The organism is Rhizobium aethiopicum (assembly GCF_900094625.1).
GTDB lineage: Bacteria > Pseudomonadota > Alphaproteobacteria > Rhizobiales > Rhizobiaceae > Rhizobium > Rhizobium aethiopicum.
On the sequence record NZ_FMAJ01000002.1, the window covers coordinates 215,082 to 239,099 of the forward strand.

Genomic DNA, 24,018 nt, shown 5'->3' on the forward strand with positions numbered 1-24,018 from the left:
GCCGGCAGCGCACGGCCTTCAAAGCCCGAGCGCCGTCAGCATGACGAAGGTAGCAAACAGGATGAAATGCGTCATCCCCTCGATGGCATTGGTCTCGCCGTCATTGAGATTGATCGCCGCGGCAATCAGCGTGATCGCCACCATCACCGTCTGCACTGGCGTCATCGCCATGATGAAGGGCTGGCCGGTATAGAGCGCGATCGCCTCCATCACGGGCACCGTCAGGATGACCGTCGAGAGCGAGGCGCCCATGGCGATGTTGACCGTCGCCTGCATCCGGTTCTTCAGCGCCGCCCGCAAGGCGGTCAGGATCTCCGGCGCGGCCGAGATCGCCGCGACGACGACGGCCGTCACCGCGATCGGCGCGCCGCTGTCGCGCAGGCCTTCGGTCATGAAGGCCGACATGAACTCCGCCAGCAGACCGATGATGACGACGCCGGCGAGGATGGTGGCGATCGAGACGGCGGCCGGTCCGTCGGCGCCTTGTTCATCGTGACCTTCCTTCGTCCGCTCGGAGCGCGGATAGCTGTAGCTGAAGAAATAGCTGTGCTGGCCGACCTGCATGCGCAGGAAGAGGCCGTATAGCGTGATCATCGCGACGATGGTGAAGGCGGAATAATAGTGCCATTTATCGCTCGGCACGAATTCCGGCACGACCATCGAAATGCCCATGGCGGTGAGGATCATCACGCCGTATGTCTTGCCCGAATTGTCGTTATATGGCTGCTCCCCGTGCTTGAGGCCGCCTAGAAGGGCGGCGAGGCCGAGAATGCCGTTGATATCGAACATCAGGGCCGAGTAGATCGTGTCGCGCACCAGCGTCGGAGAGTTCTCGCCGGTCATCATGATGGCAAGGATGATGACTTCGACGGCGAGGGCTGAAAGCGTCAGGATCATCGTGCCATAGGGATCGCCGACCTTGATGGCGAGCAGCTCGGCATGATGAGCAACGCGGATCGATGCAAGCACGATGGTGGCGACCAGGGCGGCGGCGGCAAGCAACGCGACACCGCGCCCGAGCTCGACTACGGCGTGTTCCAAGAGATAGGCGCTCATCGCAACGACAAGTGCGGCGATCAGAAACTTTTCCTCTTTAAAGCGCGACGCGATGCTCAAGCCCTGGCTCCTGTCCCGGTTCGTACGGCCTATATAAGTCATTGATTTCGCTGCTGCAGCAAGCCCCGATACTCGTCCTATTTGCAGTCTTTAGCGTTTAATGGAATACTGAACGTAATCGGGGCCGGAAAGCAGATCGCGGCGTCCTCGTATTCTCGTCAAGCGGCCGCGATGATCCGGATCCTGTCCGGAAGCGTGCGTATGCGCAACAAGAAGATGAGGAGACGGATGCATGATCAAGGTGGTCTACGAAGTCGTGCCGCATGATGGCGGTTGGGCCTACAGGCTGGGAGGCGTCTATTCCGAGGCATTCCCGACCCATGCCGATGCGCTCGAAGCTGCTCGTATTGTTGCGGCCGAACAGCAGGTCGGCGGCGATTCCGCCGAGATCAGCTGGCAGGACGAGAATGGCAAATGGCATGAGGAATATGCCGAGGGCGGCGACCGGCCGGAAACCGAGGTCGTGGACGCCTTGTGGAAGGACCGTGCGGCCGGGGCCTCGCAAGATATCCGAAGCTAATCATCGCCTGCCAATGCCTGCGCGACAACGGTGTCGACAAATTCGCGCTTTAGGGCGGTATAGCGATCGCCGTCCATCCTGAATTCGGCTGCCAGCCTGCGTTTGAGCACGGCATAATCGCTCGCCGACTGCGGATGCGCGATGAGATAATCCCGGAAAGCCAGCCTGTTTCGATGCGTGCGGTTACCGGCCGGGCAAAGATAGACCCGTTCCGCCGGTATCGAACCTTTCCACAGAAACGCCCACACCTCCTCGTCATAGCGATTGCCGCGCGGTTCATAGCCTTCTGCCAGAAGCACTCGCGTCGCATCCCTAATATGGTCGAGGCTGGGGAGGACGATATCGATATCGACGAGCGGCTTGGCGATCATGCCCGGTATGGACGTGCTGCCGATATGATCGATGGAGAGCGCCTGCGGCAGCAAGGTGAGCAATCTGGCGCGGATGCGTCGGAAATTTGCCGGCCACTGCGGGTCGTAAGGCACGAGTTCGACCGGATTATGAGCTGTCATCTTTACCTCCCCGGCCAATTCGGCAAAGTGTGAAGCGGCTCTGCGTCGAGAATTACGCAAACAGCGGCTTGGAAGACGGTGTCCGGCAGGACACGCTCCGGATGCTGTAATGCTATGAGTTTGCGCATGCTCGGGAAATCGATCCCGATTCTGGCGCTGTGTGCCCGTTCGTTTATCGGTCGTGGTCACGAAGACCTTTGACTAAGGGCATTTGCTGCCCAAGGCGCGCTAAGCTGCGAGTTCGGCGAGCGCGATCCGGGCGACCGTCAAGGCCTTCTCGGCCTGCTCGACGTTTGGGTCACCGAGGAACCAGGCGGCGGACAGGCCGGAATAGGCGGCGATCCATTGCAGTAGCCGCTTCGGCTCCAGCCGGGCTTCCGCCGAGACGACGGCGAGCTGGCGGCGGAAACGGGCCGGGTCGGTGATGGTTGGCAGCTCCTCATTGGCAAAAATGTTGGCGAAATCGAAGCCGCGCTCGCCATGGAGCCGTTTCGGATCGATCGCGAGCCAGCCGCGCGCCTCGAAATCGAGAATATTGCCGTGGTGGATGTCGCCGTGAAGGACGGAGAGATCGCGCGGATCGGCGAGGAGGGCGTTGGCGATCGCCGAGCAATCGGCAAGTGTACCGCCATGTTTGCCGGCGGCCGGCTCGAGATCGCGGAACCAGCGAGTGAGCGGAATAGGATCGGGGAGCGGTCTTTCACGCGGCGCATGCAGCCGCGCCGCGGTTCGGCAGAGAATGCGGCTTGCCTCGTCGTCTTCTCCGTCCATCGCCATGGTAAGCAGCGAGCGTTTCCCGGTTGCCCTTTCCAGCAATACGGCGTCGCCTTCGTGGGCATAGACATGAGCCGCGCCATCGCCGTCCCACCACTGCATCAACAGCGCGCCGTATCGTTCGTCGATATCGATCGCGACTTTCAGCATGGCCGGCCTCTGCTGCCAGAGGACCGGCAGCAGGTGGCTCGAATGGGTGATGATGGGCTCGCCGTCGGATGTGAGCGACCAGCGATCGAGATGAGGAGCGAACATGGCGTCCTATATAGGCATGCTGAACGTAGAAATCCCGCCATTCGGCGGGATTTTGCACTACGAATCCTCAAAGGCTCAGGCAACCTTTTCAAGCGTGGGATAATCAACATAGCCCTTGGCGGTGCCGCCGTAGAAGGTCGATTGGTCGGGCGTGTTGAGCGGCAGGTTCTTTGCCAGCCGTTCGACGAGATCGGGATTGGCGATGAAGGGCTTGCCGAAGGCGACGAGGTCGGCGCGGCCGCTTTCGGCGGCGTCGATCGCGAGATCGCGGTCATAGCCGTTATTGACCATCCAGCTGGCCTTGCCGCCGGCCTTTTCATAGGCCTGGCGCAGCGCATTGTAATCGAAGGAGGGGTTGTCGCCGTGCTTGTAGTCGCGCTCGCCGCCGGTCTGGCCTTCGATGACGTGGATATAGGCGAGATCGTATCTGGCCAGTCCCTCGACGACATGGGTGAAGGTCGCCTGCGGATTGGAATCATAGCTTTCGCCTGACGGCGTCACCGGCGAGATGCGGATCGCGGTGCGGCCTGCGCCGATCTCCTTCACCACGGCATCGACGACTTCGAAGGTCAGACGGGTGCGGTTTTCGACCGAGCCGCCATATTGATCGGTGCGGTCGTTGACGCCGTCGCGGATGAACTGATCGAGCAGGTAGCCATTGGCGCCGTGGATCTCGACACCGTCGAAGCCGGCATCGATGGCGGCGCGGGCTGCCTTGCGGTAGTCGCCGATGATGCCCGGGATTTCGGCGGTTTCGAGCGCACGGGGCTCGGAGGTATCGGCAAAGCTGCCGCTGCCGTCGGCATTGACCAGATAGGTCTTGGCCTTGGCGGCGCGATTGGTCGAGGAGACCGGTTTGCCGCCGTCCGGCTGCAGCGTCGTATGCGAGATGCGGCCGACATGCCACATCTGGACGACGATCCTGCCGCCGGCTGCGTGGACGGCGTCGGTCACACGCTTCCAGCCGTCGAGCGCTTCCTTGCTGTAGAGGCCGGGCACGTCGGCATAACCCTGGCCTTGATGGGAGATCGCGGTCGCTTCGGTGATGATCAGGCCCGCAGTGGCGCGCTGGCGATAATATTCGACATTGAGGTCGTTGGGGATCGCACCCGGCGAACGGTTGCGGGTGAGCGGCGCCATGACGATGCGGTTCTTGATAGAGATGTCGCCAACCTTGGCAGGTTCGAAAAGCTTGGCCATGATGGTCCTTTCTTTTGCGGGAGGATCACTTGGCAGGGGCAAGCGCGGCCCGGCCCCTGGCGGAGAGATAGGTGAGCGCCGTCGCACCGAAGCCGATCAGGGCCATGAGGGCGGCGGCGAGCGGAACGCGGGTGAGATCGAAGCCGGCATCGATGACCACGCCGCCCGCCCAGGCGCCGAGCGCATTGCCGGTGTTGAAGGCGCCGATATTAATCGTCGAGACAAGGTTCGGTGCATCCTTGCCGAAGCCGACGACCTCCGGCAGCAGGCCCGTGATGACGAATTCCGTTGTGCCTATCGCAAAGGAGCTCAAGGCGAGGACGAGAAGGGCGAGGGGCATTCTAAAGATCCTGTGCCAGCTGCTTGAGGAAAGCGGCGATCGTTTCTTCATTGCGCTTGTAGAAGATCCACTGGCCGACGCGTTTGGTAGTGACGAGGCCGGCGCGATTCAGCGTTCCGAGATGAGCCGAGACGGTGGATTGCGATAGGCCGCAGCGCTCGAACTGGCTGGCGCAGACGCCCATCTCGAAGGGATGCTCCTGCGTGGGGAAATGTTCCTCTGGATTTTTCAGCCAGCTCAGAATGTCCATCCGGGTGGGATGGGCGAGCGCCTTCATGATCTCATCTTTGTCCATCGTCGTCTGCCGAACTATAAATCGTGTTTGATCGATATGTTGATCGTTGAAAGTCGATATGCAAATCACGGAGGCGTGAGGCGGCAGCTTTTCCCGCATGCGTAAATTTTGGGCAAAAAAAAGAGGGCCACCGGAAACCAGGGCCCTTTGAATTGTGAAGGTCAATAACCTCCAGAGGGGAACAGCTAATGCGGTGGTACTGGGAGAGAAACCACAAGATGCATCAGCCGAGTTGGATATGGTGCTTCCTTAGGCAGGTTTCAATGCTTTTTTGTGCATGCCTGCTATGCGCCGCACAATTTTTTTGCGGTGCGGCATTTCCCGTTGAAGCAAGGCAAAAAAAGAGGGCCACTGGAAAACCAGGGCCCTTATAAGTGTGAAGGTTAAAAAACCTCCAGAGGGGAACAGCTAATGCGGTGGAACTGGGAGGAAAAGCCACCATGTGCATCAGCTATGTGCGATATGGTGGTTTAATGGGCAAACGGCAACCCACATTTGTGCATGCCAGTCATGCGCTCACCGCATAGTATGGAAAACATTCCATAAAACTGGCTTAAAAGTTCCAGTTCCTCGCTTTGCTGACGATGAAATCACGGAAAGCTTTCAGCTTGGCAGCATTCTTGATCTCGTCCGGATAGCAGAAATAGGTGTCGAAGGACGGGACATCGGCGTTGATCGCCAGCTGAATCAGGCCGGGATCGCGGCCGACGATATAATCCGGCAAGCAGGCGACACCGATTCCGAGCAGGCACGCGCGCTTGATCGAAGTCTGGCTGTTGATCTGCAAATGCGGGATGCGTTTATTGTCCGAGGAGCGGCCGGCGACCTCAAGCCAGTTGACGTCGAGCAGATAGCTCGGCGCCGGTTCGCCGAAGGTGATGATGCGGTGATTGTCGAGATCCTCGATCTTTTGCGGTTCGCCATGGCGATTGATGTAGGAGGGAGCGGCATAGACGTGCATGTGCACGGTGAAGAGCTTGCGCTGGATGAGATCGGACTGCTGCGGCTGGCGCAGACGGATCGCGCAGTCGGCATGGCGCATGTTCACATCCACTTCCTCGTTGTCGAGGATCAGCTGGATCTGCACGTCGGGATAAAGCTGCAGAAATTCCTGAATCTTGTCGGTGAGCCAGCCCTGGCCGAGGCCGACCGTCGTGGTGACACGCAGCTTGCCGGACGGCGTCTCGGTCGTCTCGGTGAGCTGCATCTTCACGGTTTCGAGCTTCAGCAGCACGTCATGAGCGGTGCGGTAGAGCAGCTCGCCCTGTTCCGTCAGGATCAGACCGCGCGCGTGGCGGTGAAACAGCTTGGTGCCGACATCCTGCTCCAGCGCGCTGACCTGGCGGCTGATGGCGGATTGGGACAGATGCAGTTTATCCGCCGCATGCGTGAACGAACCCGCCTCGGCAGCTGCGTGAAAAATACGCAGCTTATCCCAATCCAATGGCATTCCCCCGCCTCTCATGCCGGTCTTACTCCGCAGCCACGGCGATAGGCATGTGGCCCGTCAGATATCGCTCAGCTTCAAGCGCTGCCATGCACCCCAAGCCGGCGGCGGTGATTGCCTGGCGGAACGTATCGTCGGTCACGTCGCCGGCTGCATAGACCCCCTCCAGGCTGGTCGCGGTCGAATCCGGCGCGGTCCAGAGATAGCCATTGTCCTTCAGCTTCAGCTTGCCCTTGAAAAGCTCGGTTGCTGGCGCGTGGCCGATGGCGACGAAGACGCCGTCGATCGACATTTCGGTGACCGCACCGGTTCTGACGTCGCGCAGGCGCGCACCAGTCACCGATTGCGGCATCGGCGGCTTGGCCGGGGTGCCGGTGATTTCGGCGACCTCGGTGTTCCACAGCACCTTGACGTTTTCCTTGGCGAACAGGCGTTCCTGCAGGATCTTTTCCGCGCGGAAGGAGTCGCGGCGGTGCACCAATGTTACCGACTTGGCGATGTTGGAGAGATAGAGCGCTTCTTCAACGGCGCTGTTGCCGCCGCCGACCACGATCACGTCCTTGTTGCGATAGAAGAAACCATCGCAGGTGGCGCAGGCCGAAACGCCGAAGCCCTGGAAATGCTGCTCGCTCTCGATGCCGAGCCACTTGGCCTTAGCACCGGTGGCGATGATCAACGTATCTGCCGTCCAGACCTGGCCGCTGTCGGTGCGGGCGACGAAGGGCCGCTGGTTCAAGTCGACTTCGGTCACGAGGTCATTGACGATCTCGGCGCCGACATGTTTCGCCTGCTGCAGCATCTGCTCCATCAACCAGGGGCCCTGGATTGGATCGGCAAAGCCCGGATAATTCTCGACATCCGTGGTGATCATCAGCTGGCCGCCCTGTTCGAGACCGGCGATCAGGACCGGCTTCAGCATGGCGCGCGCGGCGTAGACCGCGGCAGTATAGCCGGCGGGTCCGGAACCGATGATGAGCACCTTCGTGTGGCGGGCGGGCATGTCATTTCCTTTCGACTGGCAGGAGGGCGGCGGCTAAAGAGCGATTGAGGCCGTTTCGCGGTCCATGCGCCATTAATGAACGACCAATGTTATTATTCAAGGGCAGCCTTGCATTACCAACAAGGCAAATCGCCTCGATGTGCAAGAATCCGTCATCGGCTTGAAACTTTCTTGCGTATTCCGCCGCTTTATATAGAAGCTCGCCGCGAAGAATTAAAGAAAGGCCACGCTGTGGGTCGCACGGAACTCGACGTCATCGACATAAAGATACTCCGGGAGCTGCAGGCCGATGGCCGCATGACCAATGTGGAACTCGCCGACCGCGTCGGCATCTCGGCGCCGCCCTGCCTGCGCCGGGTCCGCAAACTCGAGGAAGCGGGGATCATCGAAGGCTATCACGCCATGCTGAACAGCCCGAAGCTCGGCTTCGACCTGGTCGCTTTCTGCATGGTCGGCCTCAAACATCAATCGGAAGGCAACCTGAAGGCATTTGCCGCCGCCACCACCGAATGGCCGCTGGTGCGCCAGGCCTGGATGGTCTCGGGCGACAGCGATTTCCTGTTGCATTGCGTGGCGGAAAATCTCACCCACTTCCAGGATTTCGTCATCGAGATTCTGACGGCGAACGAACATGTCGATACCGTGCGCACCATGCTGACGATCCGGCAGGTGAAGAAGCTGGGTCTGGTCGAAGTCTGAAACAGTCTAAAGGACGTCGCGATCTTTCGGATTCGCTCGTTGCGCTTTCGGTTTTTGTTTTTACGTACGTCGTTGCGGCAAAAGCGCTTCGCGCTTTGCCTGGGAAAAACGCTGCACACTTTTGCGCGACTGCGTCATTTGCGCGAGGCGTAGCCGCCCCGATTGATGCCGTGGCGCTGCAGCTTGTCGTAAAATGTCTTTCTCGGAATGCCGAGCGCTTCGATGGTGCCACGTACGTCGCCGTCATTGGCCGAAAGCGCATCGCGGATGATCTCCGCCTCATAGCGTTCCAGCCGTTCGGGCAGCGTGCCGCCGGTAGGTTGAGGGGAAACGGGGGCAGCTCCGCCGCCTTCCACGCCCAGCACCACGCGTTCGGCATAGTGGGAGAGTTCGCGGACATTGCCGGGCCATGAATGGGTGGCAAGATAGCGGCGGACATTCTCTGAGAGTTGCGGGACATCGCGGCGGAAGCGGTCGGCCGCACGGGCGGCGAAATGGGAAAACAGCAGCGGAATATCGTCGCGACGCTCCCTCAGCGGTGGAATGGAAATCGTCACGACATTCAGCCGGTAATAGAGATCCTCACGAAAATCCCCGCGCACTTCGGGATCGCCGAGGTCGATCTTGGCAGCCGCGACGACGCGAAGGTCAACCGGACGGACCTCGTTGGTGCCGAGCGGGGTGATTTCACGCATCTCCAGCACTCTCAGCATCTTGACCTGCGTGGCGAGAGGCATGCTCTCGATCTCGTCGAGGAAAAGCGTACCGCCGCTCGCATGCTCGATGCGGCCGGTACGGCGCTTCTGCGCGCCGGTAAAGGCACCGGCCTCGTGGCCGAAGAGCTCGCTCTCGATGACGGTTTCGGGTAGCGCCCCGCAGTTCAGCGCCACAAAGTTGCCCCTCCGGCGATGGCTCCACTGATGCAGTATCTGGGCGACCACCTCCTTGCCGCTGCCGGTTTCGCCGGCGACGAGCACGTCGACATCGGTATCGGCTATGTGGCGAAGGATCTTCCTCAGGTTTTCCATGACAGGTGTCTGGCCGATCAGCGGCGAATTCTCCTGCGCATCTTCGGCCGCCTTGCGCAGCATGCGGTTTTCGAGAACGAGCCGGCGCTTCTCGCTTGCCCGGCGCACGCTCTGGACGAGCCGGTCGGCCGCGAAGGGTTTGGCGATAAAATCATAGGCGCCATCCTGGATCGCCCGGACGGCCATGGGGATATCGCCGTGGCCGGTCATCAGGATCACCGGCAGGTCGGCATCCATGCCTTGCAGCGTGGCGAAGAGCTGCAGCCCATCGATCTCGGGCATGCGGATATCAGTGACGACAGGGCCGGCAAAATCGGCAGGTAGATCGGCGAGAGCAGCTTTCGCGCCCTCATAGGCCGAAACGGAAAAGCCGGCGAGTTCGAGCGTCTGGGCTGTGGCGCGGCGCAGGTCCTTGTCGTCGTCGATCAGCGCAACGGGCATCGGTGTGGCCATGACCTCAAGCCTTCTTCAGATGAACGATGAATCGGGTGCCGCTGCCGTCGCTGTCGACCTCCATCCGGCCGCCGTAATCTCCGACGATATCCTTGGAGATGACCAGTCCCAGGCCGAGACCGCTTTCCTTCGAGGTGTTGAACGGCGTGAACAGGCCTTTGCGAATCTCCGGCGAAATGCCGGGGCCGTTGTCGGCGACCGTCAACGTCACCATCTCCGCATCGCCTGACGTCTTGATCTCGACGCGACCCTGATCAGCCTTCGGCGCCACCGCCTCCAGGGCGTTCTGAAGCAGATTGATCAGCACCTGTTCGAGGCGGATCCTGCTGCCCATGACCTGCAGGTCGGCGGGCGGCAGATCGATATCGAGCGTATCCATGCGCCCTGCAAAGCGGCTGCGCAGCAGCATCACCGCGCCTTCGATCACATCTCTCAAGCCGGTCGGTTCGGCGCTGCCGCGGCCCTTGCGGGCAAAACTCTTCAGCTCCTCGGTGATCGAGCCGATGCGCTCGGTGAGCGCGGCGATGTCCTGCAGATTTTCGCCGGCGGGCGCCGTCTGGCCGCGGTCGAGGAAGGTGCGAGCATTGTCCGCATAGGCGCGGATGGTCGCGACCGGCTGGTTGATCTCATGGGCGACGCCGGCGGCGACCTGACCGAGGATCGCCAACCGGTTGGCCTGCACCAGATCCTGCTGCACCGCCTGCAGCTTCTGCTCCGTATTCCTGTGGCCTGTGATTTCGGCCTGCAGCCGGTCTCGCGCCTGGCTGAGATCCTGCGTCCGCTCGGCCACCCGCTGCTCCAGTTCTTCGCGCGCCTGCTGTTCCCTGAAAATCCGCAAGGTGACCGCCTGGCGGCGGCGCAACAGAAAGGCTCCTCCGGCAAGCAGCGGCAAGAGCGTCAGCAACGCCAGCATGCGGGCTTCGCGAATGCCTGCATCGACGGCCGGCCCCAGCGCCACCAGATGCTGCAACAGCCATCGGGTCTCGGGAACCGGCGTGCCGACATCAAGAAACCTCGTCTTTCCAGCGCCGCCCGGCATGACGATCTCGACGACGTCGAGCCTGTCGCCAAGGCTTCGGACAATATCGAGCGGCAGCGGCTGAAGCGGCGCATCGCCGAATTGCAGACTGTCGCGGATCGTCGTCAGCCGATCTTCGGCGATGCGGCCGATCGTCATGAACCGCCACGAGGGAATGCTGGTGATGAGGACGATGCCGCGTTCATCGACGACATACGAGGGGGCGTCGGTGGCGTTCCAATCCGCCTCAACGTCATCAAATTCCAGCTTGACCACGACAACGCCCAGGAGACCGTTGCTGGCTAATATCCGCTCGGAGATATAAAGGCCGGGCTTCTTGCTGACGGTGCCGAGCGCGAAGTGCTCGGCCTGTCCATTCGCGACCGCACCCTGAAAATATTCGCGGAAACGATAGTCGTTGCCGACGAAGCTTGTTGGTTCGCGCCAGTTGCTGGCCGAAACCGCCACGCCGTCCTTGTCGATGACGTAGATGACAGCGGCTTTCGTGCCCGCCGCCAGCATTTCCAGCTTCTGGCTGAGCCGCTCGAACGTGCCGGTGTCGTTTTGCGTCAGCGCCGCTGCGAGTGCCGTGTCCTGCGAGAGCACGAAGGGAAGCGCCCGGTATTTTTCCAGCACAGTACGCAGCAGTGCCGCATTCAGCCTCGCATCCGTGCGAGCCTGCTCTTCGAGGGCGGCCTCTGCCTGCTGCCGGCCGATCTCGCCGCTCGCCCACAGGCACGCGACGACGGCGAGAAGCGCGGTCGCCGCATAGGCCCACCACATTCGGCGGATGCGATGATGCAGCGGCAGGGAAGGCCACAGCTTTTGCGACACGGACAAGGACATGGCGGATTTGTGCATTTTTCTGCACGAGATGCAAACGAGTTTGTGCGGATTTCCGCATTTCTTCACCAGCTACTGGCAGGCAAGAATTTTTTTACACTGAAAAATCAACTGGTTAATTTCGGCATCCGAAACTGGCACGGCGATTGCGAAAGACCGGGCAACAACGGCTGAGCTGTTGGAGTGAAGCGAACGGCTCGGGAGGCCGGAGTTCGTTCCGTAGGAGCCTTAGGAGGATATCATGATCGCAGCACCATTCGATGCAGTCGCAGACAGCAAGGGCAAAAAGCCCTTTTATACTCATCTTTACGTTCAGGTCCTCGCAGCCATCGCCGCGGGCATCCTGCTCGGCCATTTCTATCCCGAGCTCGGCACCCAGCTGAAGCCGCTTGGCGATGCCTTCATCAAGCTCGTCAAGATGGTCATCGCCCCGGTCATCTTCCTGACGGTGGCGACCGGAATTGCCGGCATGAGCGACCTCAAGAAGGTCGGCCGTGTTGCCGGCAAGGCAATGCTGTACTTTCTGACCTTCTCGACGCTGGCGCTCGTCATCGGCATGGTCGTCGCCAATGTCGTCCAGCCCGGCGCCGGCATGAACATTGATCCGGCGTCGCTCGACCCGAAGGCCGTGGCCACGTTTGCCGAAAAGGCGCATGAGCAGAGCATCGTCGGCTTTCTCACCAACATTATTCCGTCGACGATCGTCGGGGCGTTCGCGGATGGCGACATTCTGCAGGTGCTGTTCTTCTCGGTGCTTTTCGGCATCGCGCTCGCCATGGTCGGCGAAAAGGGCGAGCAGGTCGTGACCTTCCTTAATGCCCTGACGGCTCCGATCTTCAAGCTTGTCGGCATCCTGATGAAGGCCGCCCCGATCGGCGCTTTCGGCGCCATGGCCTTCACCATCGGCAAGTACGGCATCGGATCGATCGCCAACCTCGCCATGCTGATCGGCACCTTCTACATCACCTCACTGCTCTTTGTTCTCGTAGTTCTCGGCGCCGTCGCCCGCTACAACGGCTTCTCGATCCTGGCGCTGCTGCGCTACATCAAGGAAGAGCTGCTCCTGGTTCTCGGCACTTCGTCTTCCGAGGCCGCACTTCCGGGGCTGATGGACAAGATGGAAAAGGCCGGCTGCAAGCGCTCGGTCGTCGGCCTCGTCATCCCCACAGGCTATTCCTTCAATCTCGACGGCACCAACATCTACATGACGCTGGCCGCGCTCTTCATTGCCCAGGCGACCGGCATCCAGCTCTCCTGGGGTGACCAGATCCTGCTGCTCTTGGTGGCGATGCTGAGCTCGAAGGGTGCCGCCGGCATCACCGGCGCCGGCTTCATCACCCTTGCCGCGACGCTCTCCGTCGTACCCTCCGTGCCGGTCGCCGGCATGGCGCTCATCCTCGGCATCGACCGCTTCATGTCGGAATGCCGGGCGCTGACCAACCTGGTCGGCAATGCGGTCGCGACGATCGTCGTCGCACGCTGGGAAAAGGAGCTGGATACGGCGCAGCTCGCTAGAGCGCTGGGCGGTCAGGCAGAAGAGGGCGCTCCGGCTGCCGGGCTTCAGCCGGCGGAATAACCTCGGCTGATTGTCGGCATCTTTGCAGCGGCCCGTTTTACAGCGGGCCGTTCGCTTATTGATAATTCGATTCCTAGTCGTCATCCTCGGCCTCGTGCCGAGGATCTGCTGCCCAATCGACGGGGGATAGATGCTCGGACAAGCCCGAGCATGACGGAGGAGGGGTTGGCGGTCTTCGTCAGCGGCGCCGGCGGGCCCTTGTCCAATCGGCCGTCTCACTTTCCACTCAGCCGCGGTTGTCGCCGAGAAGGCGCTCGTAAACGGCGCCGATAGCACTTGCTTCCTTCTCCAGCGCGAAATTCGCCCGGACATGACGCAGCGCATTCTCGCCATGCGCGATCGCCAGTGCCGGATCTGCGATATAGGGGGCGATTGCCCGTGTCAGCGCCTGGCCATCGCCGGCGGCGACGACCGCGCCAGTCTCGCCCTCGGCAACGAGTTCGGCATAGGCGCCCGCATCCGATGCCACGACCGCCGTGCGCGAGGCCATGGCTTCGAGCGGCGTCAGGCCAAAGCCTTCGTTGCGGGAGGGGGCGACATAAAGAGTCAGGCGGCGATACCAGACCTTGATATCAGGCACTTCGCCGAGGAAGAGGATGCGATCGCCAAGGCCGGCGGCGGCCACATCGGCCTTGAGCTTCTCACCGAAGGCGGTGTGCTCCGCCGTCACCCGCCCGGAGACGACGGCCGTCCATTCGGGGTGCTGCGGCAAGAGCTCGATCATCGTCCGGACGAAGAGATCAGTGCCCTTCTGGTGGCGGACACGGCCAAAGCAGCCGACGAGATAGCGGCCGGGAAGGCCGGTCGCAGCGATGCCGTCCTCGGCCGTTTCTGGCGGGTGAAACAGGGAAAGATCGACGCCGTGCTGGATGACGGTGTGGGGCACCTCGAGGAAGGAGCCGGACTGGTCGCTGGTTGCGATCACCGCGTCCATGCGGCGGATCAGCCATTTCGTATAGGCGGTGTGACGGCGTTGCGCGGCCGAGGTGAAGAGCAGCTTCAGCGGCATGCGCAGGACATGGCGAAGCAGAATGCCGACGGCCATCTCGTTGTTGCGGCGGGCGTGCCAGACGCGGTGGCGCCGGCGTGCCGGCGGGCGCCACAGGCCGAGGAGCTGCGGCCATGTCAGTTTCGCCAGACCCTCCGGAAGGCCGGGACCGAGGGTCGCGATCCTGATGCCGAGCCGGAGTTGGCACGGGATGAGCTGGACGATGGTCGACGTGACGCCGGAGAGCCGGCGCTTGAAATTGGGCGCAATGATCTCGACGTCACGAATGTCCGGCAATGGGTGGATCTCGTGTCTGACGGGCGATCAGCCCCAGGAAACCTGGAGGATCTCGTAGGCCTTGGAGCCACCGGGTGCGTTGACCTCGATGGAATCGCCGACTTCCTTGCCTATCAGCGCGCGGGCGATCGGGGAGGAGATGGAGATGCGGCCGGCCTTGACGTCGGCTTCCTGGTCGCCGACGATCTGGTAGGTCTTTTCTTCTTCGGTGTCCTCGTCGACGAGCTTCACCTTCGCGCCGAACTTGATCTTGTCGCCCGACATCTTGCTGAGGTCGATGACTTCGGCGCGCGCCGTCAGGTCTTCGAGTTCGCTGATGCGGCCTTCATTGTGGCTCTGGGCTTCCTTGGCGGCGTGGTATTCGGCGTTTTCGGAAAGGTCGCCATGGGCACGGGCTTCGGCGATCGCCTCGATGATTCGGGGGCGCTCCTCCTGTTGACGCCAGCGCAGTTCTTCCTGCAGCTTGACGAAACCACCCTGTGTCATCGGTACCTTATCAACCATTTTTCTGTCCTTCACTCCTTGCGTCTAACAGTCCCTGCCTTTGAGCAGTCCCGCACACACAAAAGAAAACAGGTCCCGAAGGGGAGCTTCGGAACCGTGCCACAAACTTAGTCGAACGCTTATAGCAGATCGGCGATGCCGATTTCCAGAAAATTCGCATAAGTGCAACTCAACCCACCGCGGCATTTGGCGATGCGACCCGCAATTGGGCAAAAACGGGATCGTTTTGGTTGACTTTGCCCATAAGAACATATAGTGAACATAGGATGAAGAAGTCGCTTGCCGAACGCCTCGCCATCCTTTCCGACGCCGCGAAATATGACGCATCATGCGCTTCCAGCGGCACGGTGAAGCGCGATTCAAGCGCAAGCGGCGGGCTCGGTTCGACCGAGGGATCCGGCATTTGCCACGCTTACGCTCCGGACGGGCGGTGCATTTCGCTGCTGAAGATACTGCTCACCAACTTCTGCATCTATGACTGCGCCTATTGCGTCAATCGCTCCTCCAGCAATGTCGAGCGGGCACGCTTCACGGCGGAGGAAGTCGTCTGGCTGACGCTTGAATTCTACCGCCGCAACTATATCGAAGGCCTGTTCCTTTCCTCCGGCATCATTCGCTCTTCCGATTACACAATGGAGGAGATGGTCCGCATCGTCCGCGAACTGCGCGTGACCCATCATTTCCGCGGCTACGTCCATTTGAAGGCGATCCCCGAGGCGTCGCCGCATCTGATCGAGGAGGCGGGCTTATATGCCGACAGGCTGTCCCTCAATATCGAGCTGCCGACCGACAGCGGCATCACCCGCTTTGCGCCGGAAAAGAAGCCGGCGAATATCCGGCGATCGATGGGCGATCTCAGGCTGAAGATCGAGGCGGCCGGCGAGCCGACGCTGAAGACGAAGAGACGCCAGCGTTTCGTGCCGGCCGGCCAGAGCACGCAGATGATTGTCGGCGCGGACGGGGCGAACGACGCGACCATCCTTGCGAGCAGCGGCCGGCTTTACAGCAGCTATGGCCTGAGGCGCGTCTATTATTCCGCCTTCAGCCCAATCCCGGACGCTTCGAAGAACCTGCCGCTGATCAAGCCACCCCTGATGCGTGAGCACCGGCTCTACCAGGCAGACTGGCTCTATCGCTTCTACGGTTTCGGTATCGACGAGATTACCGCAAACCAGGCGGGGGGCATGCTCGATCTCGACCTCGATCCGAAGCTCGCTTGGGCGCTGGCCAACCGGGGCGAATTTCCCGTCGACATTAACAAGGCCGAGCGCGAGCAGTTGCTGCGTGTGCCGGGCCTCGGCACCAAGACGGTAAAGGCGATCGTTTCGGCGCGCCGTTTCCGCCGTCTGCGGCTCGAGGATCTCTCGCGGCTCGGCGTTTCGATCAAGAAGGTCCAAGCCTTCATCTCAGCGGAAGGCTGGTCGCCGCGTCGGCTGACCGACCGGCCGGACCTGCGCGCCATGTTCGAGCCGCAGCCCGAACAATTGTCGTTGCTGTGATGCGCCGGGTCGTGCTTGCAGGGCGTGGTGACCTTGGCGAATGGCGCGATGCCGCACGCGCCTTGGCGGCCGCCGGCATTCTGCCCGAGGAGATCGACTGGCGCGAAAAAAGCGCTGAGGCCGATCTGTCGTTTCAACGCGACGCCATGCTGCCGGTGCCTGCAACATCACGCAAGCAGATGACGGTGCCGCCCGCCTTCATCGAGCTTGCGGAAACGGTGCTCTGCCATTCCGATCCGGCGCGGTTTTCCCTGCTATACCGCATGCTCTGGCGCCTCCAGCTGGACCGGCAGCTGCTCGAGGTGACCTCCGACGAGGATGTCGTGCGGGCCAGGCTGATGGCGAAGAACGTTCGGCGCGATGCGCACAAGATGACGGCCTTCGTCCGTTTCAAGGAAGTCGGCGCGGTATCGGCAGCGCGTCGAAAGTTCCTCGCCTGGTTCGAACCGGATCATCATATCGTCAGGCGCACGGCTCACTTCTTCCAGCGCCGCTTCAACGACATGGATTGGTTGATCGCAACACCGAAGGGATCGGCCGCCTGGGACGGCGAGCGGCTGACGATCACCGACGAGCCTTGCGAAAAGCCCAATCTCAGCGATGCCACAGACGAACTCTGGCGCACCTACTATGCCAATATCTTCAACCCGGCGCGATTGAAGGTGAAGGCGATGCAGGCGGAGATGCCGAAGAAATACTGGAAGAACCTGCCGGAGGCCGATCTCATTCCAGGGCTGATTGCATCGGCCGAGAGCAAGGTGCGGGAGATGGCGGCGCGGGAAGCGACGCAATCGCTACCCTTCCACGACCGCTTGCAGCAGGCCGCGCGCAATCTCCGAGCCGAGCCAGAGGCCGCCGCGGGCACGCTGGAAGCACTGCGCGCGGAAGCCGCCGTCTGCACGCGCTGTCCGCTGCACGCCCATGCGACCCAGACGGTATTCGGGGAGGGGCCGCCGGATGCGCAGGTGATGTTCGTCGGCGAGCAGCCGGGCGATCAGGAGGATATTTCGGGGCGTCCTTTCGTCGGCCCTGCCGGCAAGCTTCTCGATCAGGTGATATCAGAGGCGGGCATCGACCGGTCGAGGCTCTACGTCACCAATGCGGTGAAGCATTTCAAATATGAGCCGCGCGGTAAGCGTCGCATCCACCAGAAGCCAAACATGGGCGAGGTGAAGCATTGCCGCTGGTGGCTCGATCGGGAGTTGGCGCTCGTCAAGCCGAAGCTGATCGTCGCGATGGGGGCGACGGCGCTTGCGGCGCTGACCGATGTGAAGGAGCGCCTGCAGGATGTGAGAGGGAAGGCGATGGCCATCGACGGAGAACGCACCCTCTTCGTAACCGTGCATCCATCCTATCTGTTGCGCATTCCCGACGAGCGGCTGAAGGCGGAGGAGATGGAAAGGTTTCGCGAAGATATGCTAAAAATCCAGGGGCTTATAAAAATGGCTGCATAAATTGATTCCGCTTGAGCTCGCGCCACCGCCCATCGGGCGATGGCGCTTTATGCTCAGGCGAAGTAGCTCTGCAGCGGCCGCACTTCGAGATTGCCTGCCTTCAGCGCCTTGATCGCCTGGGCGGCGGCTTCGGCGCCGGCCATCGTCGTATAGTAGGGCACCTTCTGCATCAGCGTGGCGCGGCGCAGCGACTTGGAGTCCGAGATCGCCTTGTTGCCATCGGTGGTGTTGATGACGAGCTGGACCTGGCGGTTGCGGATTGCGTCCTCGATGTGCGGGCGGCCCTCCAGAACCTTGTTGATCTTGGTGGCGGTGATGCCGTTTTCGCCGAGGAACCGGGCGGTGCCTCCGGTTGCCAGCACCTTGAAGCCCTGTTCGACGAGAATGCGGATCGCCGGCAGCACGCGCGACTTGTCCTCGTCGCGCACGGAGACGAAGACCGTTCCGTCGCGCGGCAGTTCGACGCCGGCGCCGAGCTGCGATTTGGCGAAGGCCAAGGCAAAATCGGTGTCGAGGCCGATGACTTCGCCGGTCGAGCGCATTTCCGGGCCGAGCAGCGTGTCGACGCCCGGGAAGCGGGCGAAGGGGAAGACAGCTTCCTTGACAGCGATGTGCTTGAGCTTGCGCGGATCGGGCTTGTCGCCATAGGCGGCGAAGGTGGCGTCGAGTTTCTCGCCGGCCATGACGCGGGCGGCGATCTTGGCGATCGGTGCCCCGATGGTCTTGGCGACGAAGGGCACGGTGCGCGAAGCGCGCGGATTGACTTCGAGAACGTAGACCGTGCCGTCCTTGATGGCGAACTGGACGTTCATCAGGCCGCCGACATTGAGCGCTTTGGCCATGGCTTTTGCCTGGCGCTCCAGCTCATCGAGCAGTTCGACGGGCAGCGAGCGAGGCGGCAGCGAGCAGGCGCTATCGCCGGAATGGATGCCGGCTTCCTCGATATGCTCCATGATGCCGGCGACATAGACGTCGGTGCCGTCGGAGAGGCAGTCGACGTCGACTTCGATGGCGTGGGTCAGATAGCTGTCGAAGAGCAGCGGGTTCTTGCCGAGCAGGGTGTTGATCTGGCCGGTCTTGTCGTTGGGATAACGCTGCTTGATATCTTCCGGCACCAGTTCCGGCACCGTGTCGAGCAAGTAGGTCTGCAGCTGGCTCTCGGCATGGATGATCTGCATGGCGCGGCCGCCGAGCACGTAGGAGGGGCGCACGACCAGCGGGAAGCCGATTTCGGCGGCGACGAGACGGGCCTGCTCGACCGAATAGGCGATGCCGTTGTTCGGCTGATTGAGGTCGAGCTTCATCAGAAGCTTCTGGAAGCGGTCGCGGTCCTCGGCGAGGTCGATCATGTCGGGCGCGGTGCCGAGGATCGGGATGCCGTTCTTCTCAAGCGCCTCGGCAAGCTTCAGCGGCGTCTGGCCGCCGAACTGGACGATGACGCCGACAACTTCGCCCTTTTCCTGTTCGGCGCGCAGGATCTCGATCACGTCTTCGGCCGTCAGCGGCTCGAAATAGAGCCGGTCCGAGGTGTCGTAGTCGGTCGAGACGGTTTCCGGATTGCAGTTGATCATAATCGCTTCATAGCCTGCATCCTTTAGCGCGAAGGCGGCATGGCAGCAGCAATAGTCGAATTCGATGCCCTGGCCGATGCGGTTCGGGCCGCCGCCGAGGATGACGACCTTCTTGCGGTCGGAGACCTGAGCTTCGGAGCGGGCGGCGCCGACGAAGGGCGTCTCGTAGGTCGAATACATATAGGCGGTGGGCGAAGCGAACTCGGCCGCACAGGTGTCGATGCGCTTGAAGACGGGGCGGACGTTCAGGCCGTTGCGCAGTTCAGCGACTTCCTTCGGGCGCTTGCCGGTCAGCGTCGCCAGGCGCGCGTCGGAAAAGCCCATGGCCTTCAGCATGCGGAGGTTCGCCGCATCATTGGGGAGGCCATGCTCGCGGATGCGGGCTTCCATGTCGACGATATTCTTGAGTTCGGCGATGAACCAGGGGTCGATCTTGCAGCCTTCATGCACCTCTTCGATGCTGAGGCCCTGGCGCAACGCCTGGGCGACCATGCGCAGGCGATCCGGGGTCGGCGTGCCGATGGCGGCGCGGATGGCGTTCTGGCTGGATTCGCCTTCCTCGAAATCGGGGATCTCGATTTCGTCGAGGCCGGTGAGGCCGGTCTCGAGGCCGCGCAGCGCCTTCTGCAGCGATTCGGCGAAGGTGCGGCCGATCGCCATGACTTCGCCTACCGACTTCATGGCCGTGGTCAAAACAGGCGAGGCGCCGGGGAATTTCTCAAAGGCGAAACGCGGGATCTTGGTGACGACATAATCGATCGACGGCTCGAACGAAGCGGGCGTTGCGCCGCCGGTGATGTCGTTTTCCAGTTCGTCGAGCGTATAGCCGATGGCGAGCTTGGCGGCGACCTTGGCGATCGGAAAGCCGGTGGCCTTGGAAGCGAGCGCCGAGGAGCGCGAGACGCGCGGGTTCATTTCGATGACGACGAGGCGGCCGTCTTTCGGATTGACGGCGAACTGGACGTTCGAGCCGCCGGTCTCGACGCCGATTTCGCGCAGCACCGCTATCGAGGCGTTGCGCATGATCTGGTATTCCTTGTCGGTCAGCGTCAGCGCCGGCGCGACGGTGATCGAATCGCCGGTATGGACGCCCATCGGATCGATGTTCTCGATCGAGCAGATGATGATGCAGTTGTCCGCCTTGTCGCGGACGACTTCCATTTCATACTCCTTCCAGCCGAGCACCGATTCTTCGATCAGCACTTCGGTCGTCGGCGAAGCATCGAGGCCGCCGCCGACGATCTCAAAGAATTCCGAGCGGTTGTAGGCGATGCCGCCGCCGGTGCCGCCGAGCGTGAAGGAGGGGCGGATAATGGCGGGAAGGCCGACATGGTCGAGTGCCTGGGCGGCGATCGCCATGGCATGGTTCATGTAACGCTGCTTGCGGTCGCTTTCGCCGAGGTTCCACTGGTTTTCCAGTTCGTCCAGCGCCTTGTCGAGGTCGGATCCGGAGAGGCTTTCGCGCAGCTTGTTGCGCTCGGCCTCGTGTGTCTTGCGGTCGAGGTCCTTGATGTCGGTGGCGTTCGCCAGCATCGAGCGCGGCGTTTCCAGGCCGATGCGGGCCATGGCTTCGCGGAACAGCGCCCGATCCTCGGCCATGTCGATGGCCGCGGGCTTCGCGCCGATCATCTCGACATTGTAGCGGTCGAGCACGCCCATGCGCTTCAGCGAGAGGGCGGTATTCAGCGCCGTCTGCCCACCCATGGTCGGCAGCAGCGCGTCCGGGCGCTCCTTGGCGATGATCTTGGCGACGACCTCGGGGGTGATCGGCTCGACGTAAGTGGCGTCGGCCAGGCCCGGGTCGGTCATGATCGTCGCCGGGTTGGAATTGACGAGGATGACGCGGTAGCCTTCCTCCCTCAGCGCCTTGCAGGCCTGGGTGCCGGAATAGTCGAATTCGCAAGCCTGGCCAATCACGATCGGTCCCGCGCCGATGATGAGGATCGATTTGATGTCTTGGCGCTTCGGCATGGGCGATATCCATTGTCTGGCTGCGCAAAAAGCCGGCCAGGGTGGGAGATCACCGGGTCGGGTCGCGCATTGAGGTCTTTTCAGGCTAGAAGCGGCTTATAGGCAAATGTTTTTGCAAACGGAACCCCATAAATCGCGGAATCGACAGGAATCCGAACAGGCGCGAACGGCTATTCCCGGCCGGGGATGACGAGCGCCCGGATTTCGCCGCCACGCGCCGGATTGATGATCGCTTCGCGGGCTTCCGCGAGCCCGATCCTGCGGGAGATCAACGGTTCGACCTTGATCCTGCCGGTGGCGATCAGATCGGCGGCGCGGCCATGGGTGAAAGGGTTGACGAAGGAGCTTATCAGCCGGACTTCGCGAATGAGCAGGTCAAAGGGCTCGATCTCGATCTTTGCCCCCTGCGGCATGACGCCGAGAATGACGGCGCTGCCGCCGCGGCGGGCAAGCCGCGGCGCCTGCTGCATGGTGTCAGTGACACCGGCGCATTCGAAAACGACATCGGCGCCGCCGGGCAACAGTCCGTCCGCGGCGGTGATGCGGGCAATGATATCGCCGTCGCCAGGATCAGCCGTTGCGGTGGCGCCGAGGTTTTCGGCTAGCCGGCGTTTTTCGGCGCTCCGCGTCACCAGCACGACGCGGGTTGCGCCGGCAAGCCGGGCCAGTTGAAGGGTGAGCAGGCCGATCACGCCGCCGCCAAGTACGATGACTGAGGCGCCGGCGTGCAGCCCGGCAAGATCGACGCCGTGAATGCAGCAGGCGAGCGGTTCGCAGAAGGCGCCGTGGAGCGGGTCGAGATCGGCCGGCAGTGCGAAGGCCTGACTTTGCGGCATGCAGACATAATCGGCGAAGCCGCCGTCGCGGTGAATGCCGATTGCCTGCAGGTTCCGGCAGAGGTTGACGCGGCCGCGCCGGCATTCTTCGCAACCGCCGCAGGAAATGTTCGGATCGCCGGTCACGCGCATGCCGGTGCGGAAATCGGTCACATCAAGTCCGACCGTCTCGACGATGCCTGCGAATTCATGGCCGAGCGTTACCGGCGGCTTCGACGGAAATTCGCCGTGGAAGATGTGGCGGTCGGTGCCGCAGATGCCGCAGGCCTCGATCCGGACGAGCAATTCACCCGGCCCTGGTTGCGGCTTTTCGAGTTCGCAAAGCTGCAACTGCCCTGTCGCTTGCAGGCGCACTGCCTTCATCGCCATCTCCTCCAGATTCTCCTCTTTTATCAGGAAGAGCGAAAGCAGGAGTCTCGTCAAGCTGTTGACGCATCTTCTTTGCGTGAACGACGATGCATGTCGAGGCATGGCTGCGGCAGGCCGGAGGGAACAATAGCCCGTCCCTGAAGTTTGCGGCCAAGAAGCTGGAGGCTTTGATGATGGATCCGAAAGACAAGGAACCGGCGGAGGGATCGCGAGAGACCGTGGATAAGGAGCTGGCACGGCAAGGGAAGGGCAAGCCCCAGGCCGACGGCGGCAAGAGTGCTGAACGAAAGGGAACGGAACGAGGCGCGAGGAAAAAATGAGCCGTTCAATCGGCTGTTTTTGATGCGGATGAAGCCGCTGGAATTCCTGCCGCTGACGGTTATATAAATTCCTTGATTATAAGCATCGGGATTGTCGGGGAGAACGAAGATGGAATGGAGAGGCCGGCGTCAGTCCGACAATGTCGAGGATCGTCGCGGCAGCCGCACAGGCGGCGGTTTCGGCCGCGGCGGCGGTTTCAGCTTTCCCTCGGGCGGCGGTGTCCGCCGCGCCGGCGGTGGCTTGAGCATCGGCACGATCATCTTCCTTGTCGTTATCTATTTCATCTTCAAGATGATGGGCGTCGATCTGCTGCAGGTGCTCGAAACCGGCGGCCTGTCGAGCGGCCCCGGCTACGAGCAGAGCCAATCGGAAACGCGCACGCCGGCCAATGACGAGATGACCGCCTTCATGCGCACTGTTCTTGCCGAGACCGAGGATACCTGGAACGGCATTTTCCAGGCACGGGGCCAGACCTACGAGGAGCCGCGGCTCGTTCTCTTCTCGGGCCAGACACAATCGGCCTGCGGCTTTGCCTCTGCTGCGACCGGTCCGTTCTATTGTCCGGGTGACCACAAGGTCTACCTCGATACGACGTTCTTCCAGGAACTGTCCGACCGTTTCGGCGCGTCGGGCGATTTCGCCGAAGCCTATGTCGTTGCCCATGAGGTCGGCCATCACGTGCAGAACCTTCTCGGCATCCTGCCGAAGTTCAACCAGGCCCGTCAGCGCATGAGCGAGGAGGAAGCCAACAAGATGTCGGTGCGCGTCGAGCTGCAGGCCGATTGCTTCGCCGGCATCTGGGGCAAATATACCGAGCAGAAGGGCATCCTGGAGGCCGGTGACCTCGAGGAAGCACTGAACGCCGCCCAGCAGATCGGCGACGACACACTGCAGAAGCGCTCGCAGGGTTACGTCGTCCCCGAGAGCTTCAACCACGGCACCTCGGCGCAGCGCGCCAGTTGGTTCAAGCGGGGGTTCGACAGCGGGCAGCTGACGGCGTGCGATACTTTCTCGGGGCCAGTTTGAAAAGGCGAGGGCCCTCCGTGCAGCCCCCTCATCCACCTGCCGGCACCTTCTCCCGCTGGGGAGAAGGGATTACGTCGCTACGTTCTCGCTCTTAGAGGACCGTAAT

Annotated in this window: 20 protein-coding genes and 1 pseudogene; 7 read left to right on the forward strand and 14 right to left on the reverse strand. The window is 61.9% G+C overall.

The window, feature by feature from the left end; genetic code table 11:
- Nucleotides 1-18: 18 nt before the first annotated feature.
- Nucleotides 19-1,116, reverse strand: coding sequence for a calcium:cation antiporter (locus tag GA0061105_RS05355; protein WP_092748571.1), 1,098 nt, complete (start codon nt 1,114-1,116; stop codon nt 19-21).
- Between the two features lie 232 nt (nt 1,117-1,348).
- Here GA0061105_RS05355 and GA0061105_RS05360 point away from each other — a divergent pair, with 232 nt between their 5' ends.
- Nucleotides 1,349-1,636 carry a DUF2188 domain-containing protein gene (locus tag GA0061105_RS05360; RefSeq protein ID WP_064695889.1) on the forward strand — a complete coding sequence of 96 codons (288 nt, stop codon included), beginning with the start codon at nt 1,349-1,351 and terminating at the stop codon, nt 1,634-1,636.
- Here GA0061105_RS05360 and GA0061105_RS05365 read toward each other — a convergent pair.
- The 7 genes and pseudogenes from GA0061105_RS05365 to trxB form a co-directional block, all read right to left on the reverse strand.
- On the reverse strand, nt 1,633-2,148 hold the full coding sequence (locus GA0061105_RS05365; protein ID WP_092748573.1) for a GrpB family protein: 516 nt from the start codon (nt 2,146-2,148) through the stop codon (nt 1,633-1,635). The genes GA0061105_RS05360 and GA0061105_RS05365 overlap by 4 nt on opposite strands.
- Before the next feature lie 228 nt (nt 2,149-2,376).
- Nucleotides 2,377-3,177, reverse strand: coding sequence for an aminoglycoside phosphotransferase family protein (locus tag GA0061105_RS05370; RefSeq protein WP_092748575.1), 801 nt, complete (start codon nt 3,175-3,177; stop codon nt 2,377-2,379).
- A 75-nt stretch (nt 3,178-3,252) separates the two neighbouring features.
- Entirely contained in the window at nt 3,253-4,377 is a 1,125-nt protein-coding gene (locus tag GA0061105_RS05375) for an alkene reductase (protein ID WP_092748577.1), read from the reverse strand.
- Nucleotides 4,378-4,402: 25 nt separating this feature from the next.
- Nucleotides 4,403-4,699 (reverse strand): annotated as a pseudogene (locus GA0061105_RS05380) (MFS transporter); the annotation flags it as partial.
- 19 nt (nt 4,700-4,718) lie between these two features.
- Nucleotides 4,719-5,012, reverse strand: coding sequence for an ArsR/SmtB family transcription factor (locus GA0061105_RS05385; RefSeq protein ID WP_092748579.1), 294 nt, complete (start codon nt 5,010-5,012; stop codon nt 4,719-4,721).
- A 553-nt stretch (nt 5,013-5,565) separates the two neighbouring features.
- Nucleotides 5,566-6,462: a LysR family transcriptional regulator VtlR gene (locus GA0061105_RS05390; protein WP_004671024.1), complete on the reverse strand. Its 897-nt coding sequence runs from the start codon at nt 6,460-6,462 to the stop codon at nt 5,566-5,568.
- 22 nt (nt 6,463-6,484) lie between these two features.
- A complete protein-coding gene (trxB, locus tag GA0061105_RS05395) occupies nt 6,485-7,459 on the reverse strand; it encodes a thioredoxin-disulfide reductase (RefSeq protein WP_064695895.1) in 975 nt (324 codons plus the stop codon).
- A gap of 231 nt (nt 7,460-7,690) precedes the next feature.
- Between trxB and GA0061105_RS05400 the strand changes: the two genes are divergently transcribed.
- A complete protein-coding gene (locus tag GA0061105_RS05400; RefSeq protein ID WP_064695956.1) occupies nt 7,691-8,158 on the forward strand; it encodes an Lrp/AsnC family transcriptional regulator in 468 nt (155 codons plus the stop codon).
- Nucleotides 8,159-8,292: 134 nt separating this feature from the next.
- Here GA0061105_RS05400 and GA0061105_RS05405 read toward each other — a convergent pair whose 3' ends face one another.
- Both GA0061105_RS05405 and GA0061105_RS05410 read right to left on the reverse strand, forming a co-directional pair.
- On the reverse strand, nt 8,293-9,639 hold the full coding sequence (locus GA0061105_RS05405) for a sigma-54-dependent transcriptional regulator (RefSeq protein WP_092748581.1): 1,347 nt from the start codon (nt 9,637-9,639) through the stop codon (nt 8,293-8,295).
- Nucleotides 9,640-9,643: 4 nt separating this feature from the next.
- The gene (locus GA0061105_RS05410) at nt 9,644-11,518 is read right to left on the reverse strand and encodes a sensor histidine kinase (RefSeq protein WP_092748583.1); all 1,875 of its coding nucleotides are present in this window, start codon (nt 11,516-11,518) and stop codon (nt 9,644-9,646) included.
- 223 nt (nt 11,519-11,741) lie between these two features.
- Between GA0061105_RS05410 and GA0061105_RS05415 the strand changes: the two genes are divergently transcribed.
- Nucleotides 11,742-13,076, forward strand: a complete 1,335-nt coding sequence (locus GA0061105_RS05415) for a dicarboxylate/amino acid:cation symporter (protein ID WP_092748585.1) — start codon at nt 11,742-11,744, stop codon at nt 13,074-13,076.
- Between the two features lie 226 nt (nt 13,077-13,302).
- Here GA0061105_RS05415 and GA0061105_RS05420 read toward each other — a convergent pair whose 3' ends face one another.
- Together GA0061105_RS05420 and greA are read right to left on the reverse strand one after the other, a co-directional pair.
- Nucleotides 13,303-14,361, reverse strand: coding sequence for a glycosyltransferase family 4 protein (locus GA0061105_RS05420; RefSeq protein ID WP_092748587.1), 1,059 nt, complete (start codon nt 14,359-14,361; stop codon nt 13,303-13,305).
- A 27-nt stretch (nt 14,362-14,388) separates the two neighbouring features.
- Entirely contained in the window at nt 14,389-14,865 is a 477-nt protein-coding gene (gene greA, locus GA0061105_RS05425; RefSeq protein ID WP_064695900.1) for a transcription elongation factor GreA, read from the reverse strand.
- Nucleotides 14,866-15,131: 266 nt separating this feature from the next.
- Between greA and GA0061105_RS05430 the strand changes: the two genes are divergently transcribed.
- Together GA0061105_RS05430 and GA0061105_RS05435 are read left to right on the forward strand one after the other, a co-directional pair.
- Nucleotides 15,132-16,364 (forward strand): putative DNA modification/repair radical SAM protein, encoded by a 1,233-nt coding sequence (locus GA0061105_RS05430; RefSeq protein WP_064695901.1) that lies wholly within the window; start codon nt 15,132-15,134, stop codon nt 16,362-16,364.
- The gene (locus GA0061105_RS05435; RefSeq protein ID WP_092748589.1) at nt 16,364-17,818 is read left to right on the forward strand and encodes a UdgX family uracil-DNA binding protein; all 1,455 of its coding nucleotides are present in this window, start codon (nt 16,364-16,366) and stop codon (nt 17,816-17,818) included. The genes GA0061105_RS05430 and GA0061105_RS05435 overlap by 1 nt, the downstream gene beginning before the upstream one ends.
- A 53-nt stretch (nt 17,819-17,871) precedes the next feature.
- Here GA0061105_RS05435 and carB read toward each other — a convergent pair whose 3' ends face one another.
- A complete protein-coding gene (gene carB, locus GA0061105_RS05440; protein ID WP_092748591.1) occupies nt 17,872-21,360 on the reverse strand; it encodes a carbamoyl-phosphate synthase large subunit in 3,489 nt (1,162 codons plus the stop codon).
- 170 nt (nt 21,361-21,530) lie between these two features.
- A complete protein-coding gene (locus GA0061105_RS05445; protein ID WP_092749035.1) occupies nt 21,531-22,559 on the reverse strand; it encodes a zinc-dependent alcohol dehydrogenase family protein in 1,029 nt (342 codons plus the stop codon).
- A 92-nt stretch (nt 22,560-22,651) separates the two neighbouring features.
- On the opposite strand from GA0061105_RS05445, the gene GA0061105_RS05450 reads away from it, so the two are divergent.
- Complete coding sequence (locus GA0061105_RS05450; protein WP_092748593.1) at nt 22,652-22,885, forward strand: hypothetical protein; 234 nt, start codon at nt 22,652-22,654, stop codon at nt 22,883-22,885.
- 109 nt (nt 22,886-22,994) lie between these two features.
- Entirely contained in the window at nt 22,995-23,912 is a 918-nt protein-coding gene (ypfJ, locus tag GA0061105_RS05455; RefSeq protein WP_092748595.1) for a KPN_02809 family neutral zinc metallopeptidase, read from the forward strand.
- The last annotated feature ends 106 nt before the right edge of the window (nt 23,913-24,018 follow it).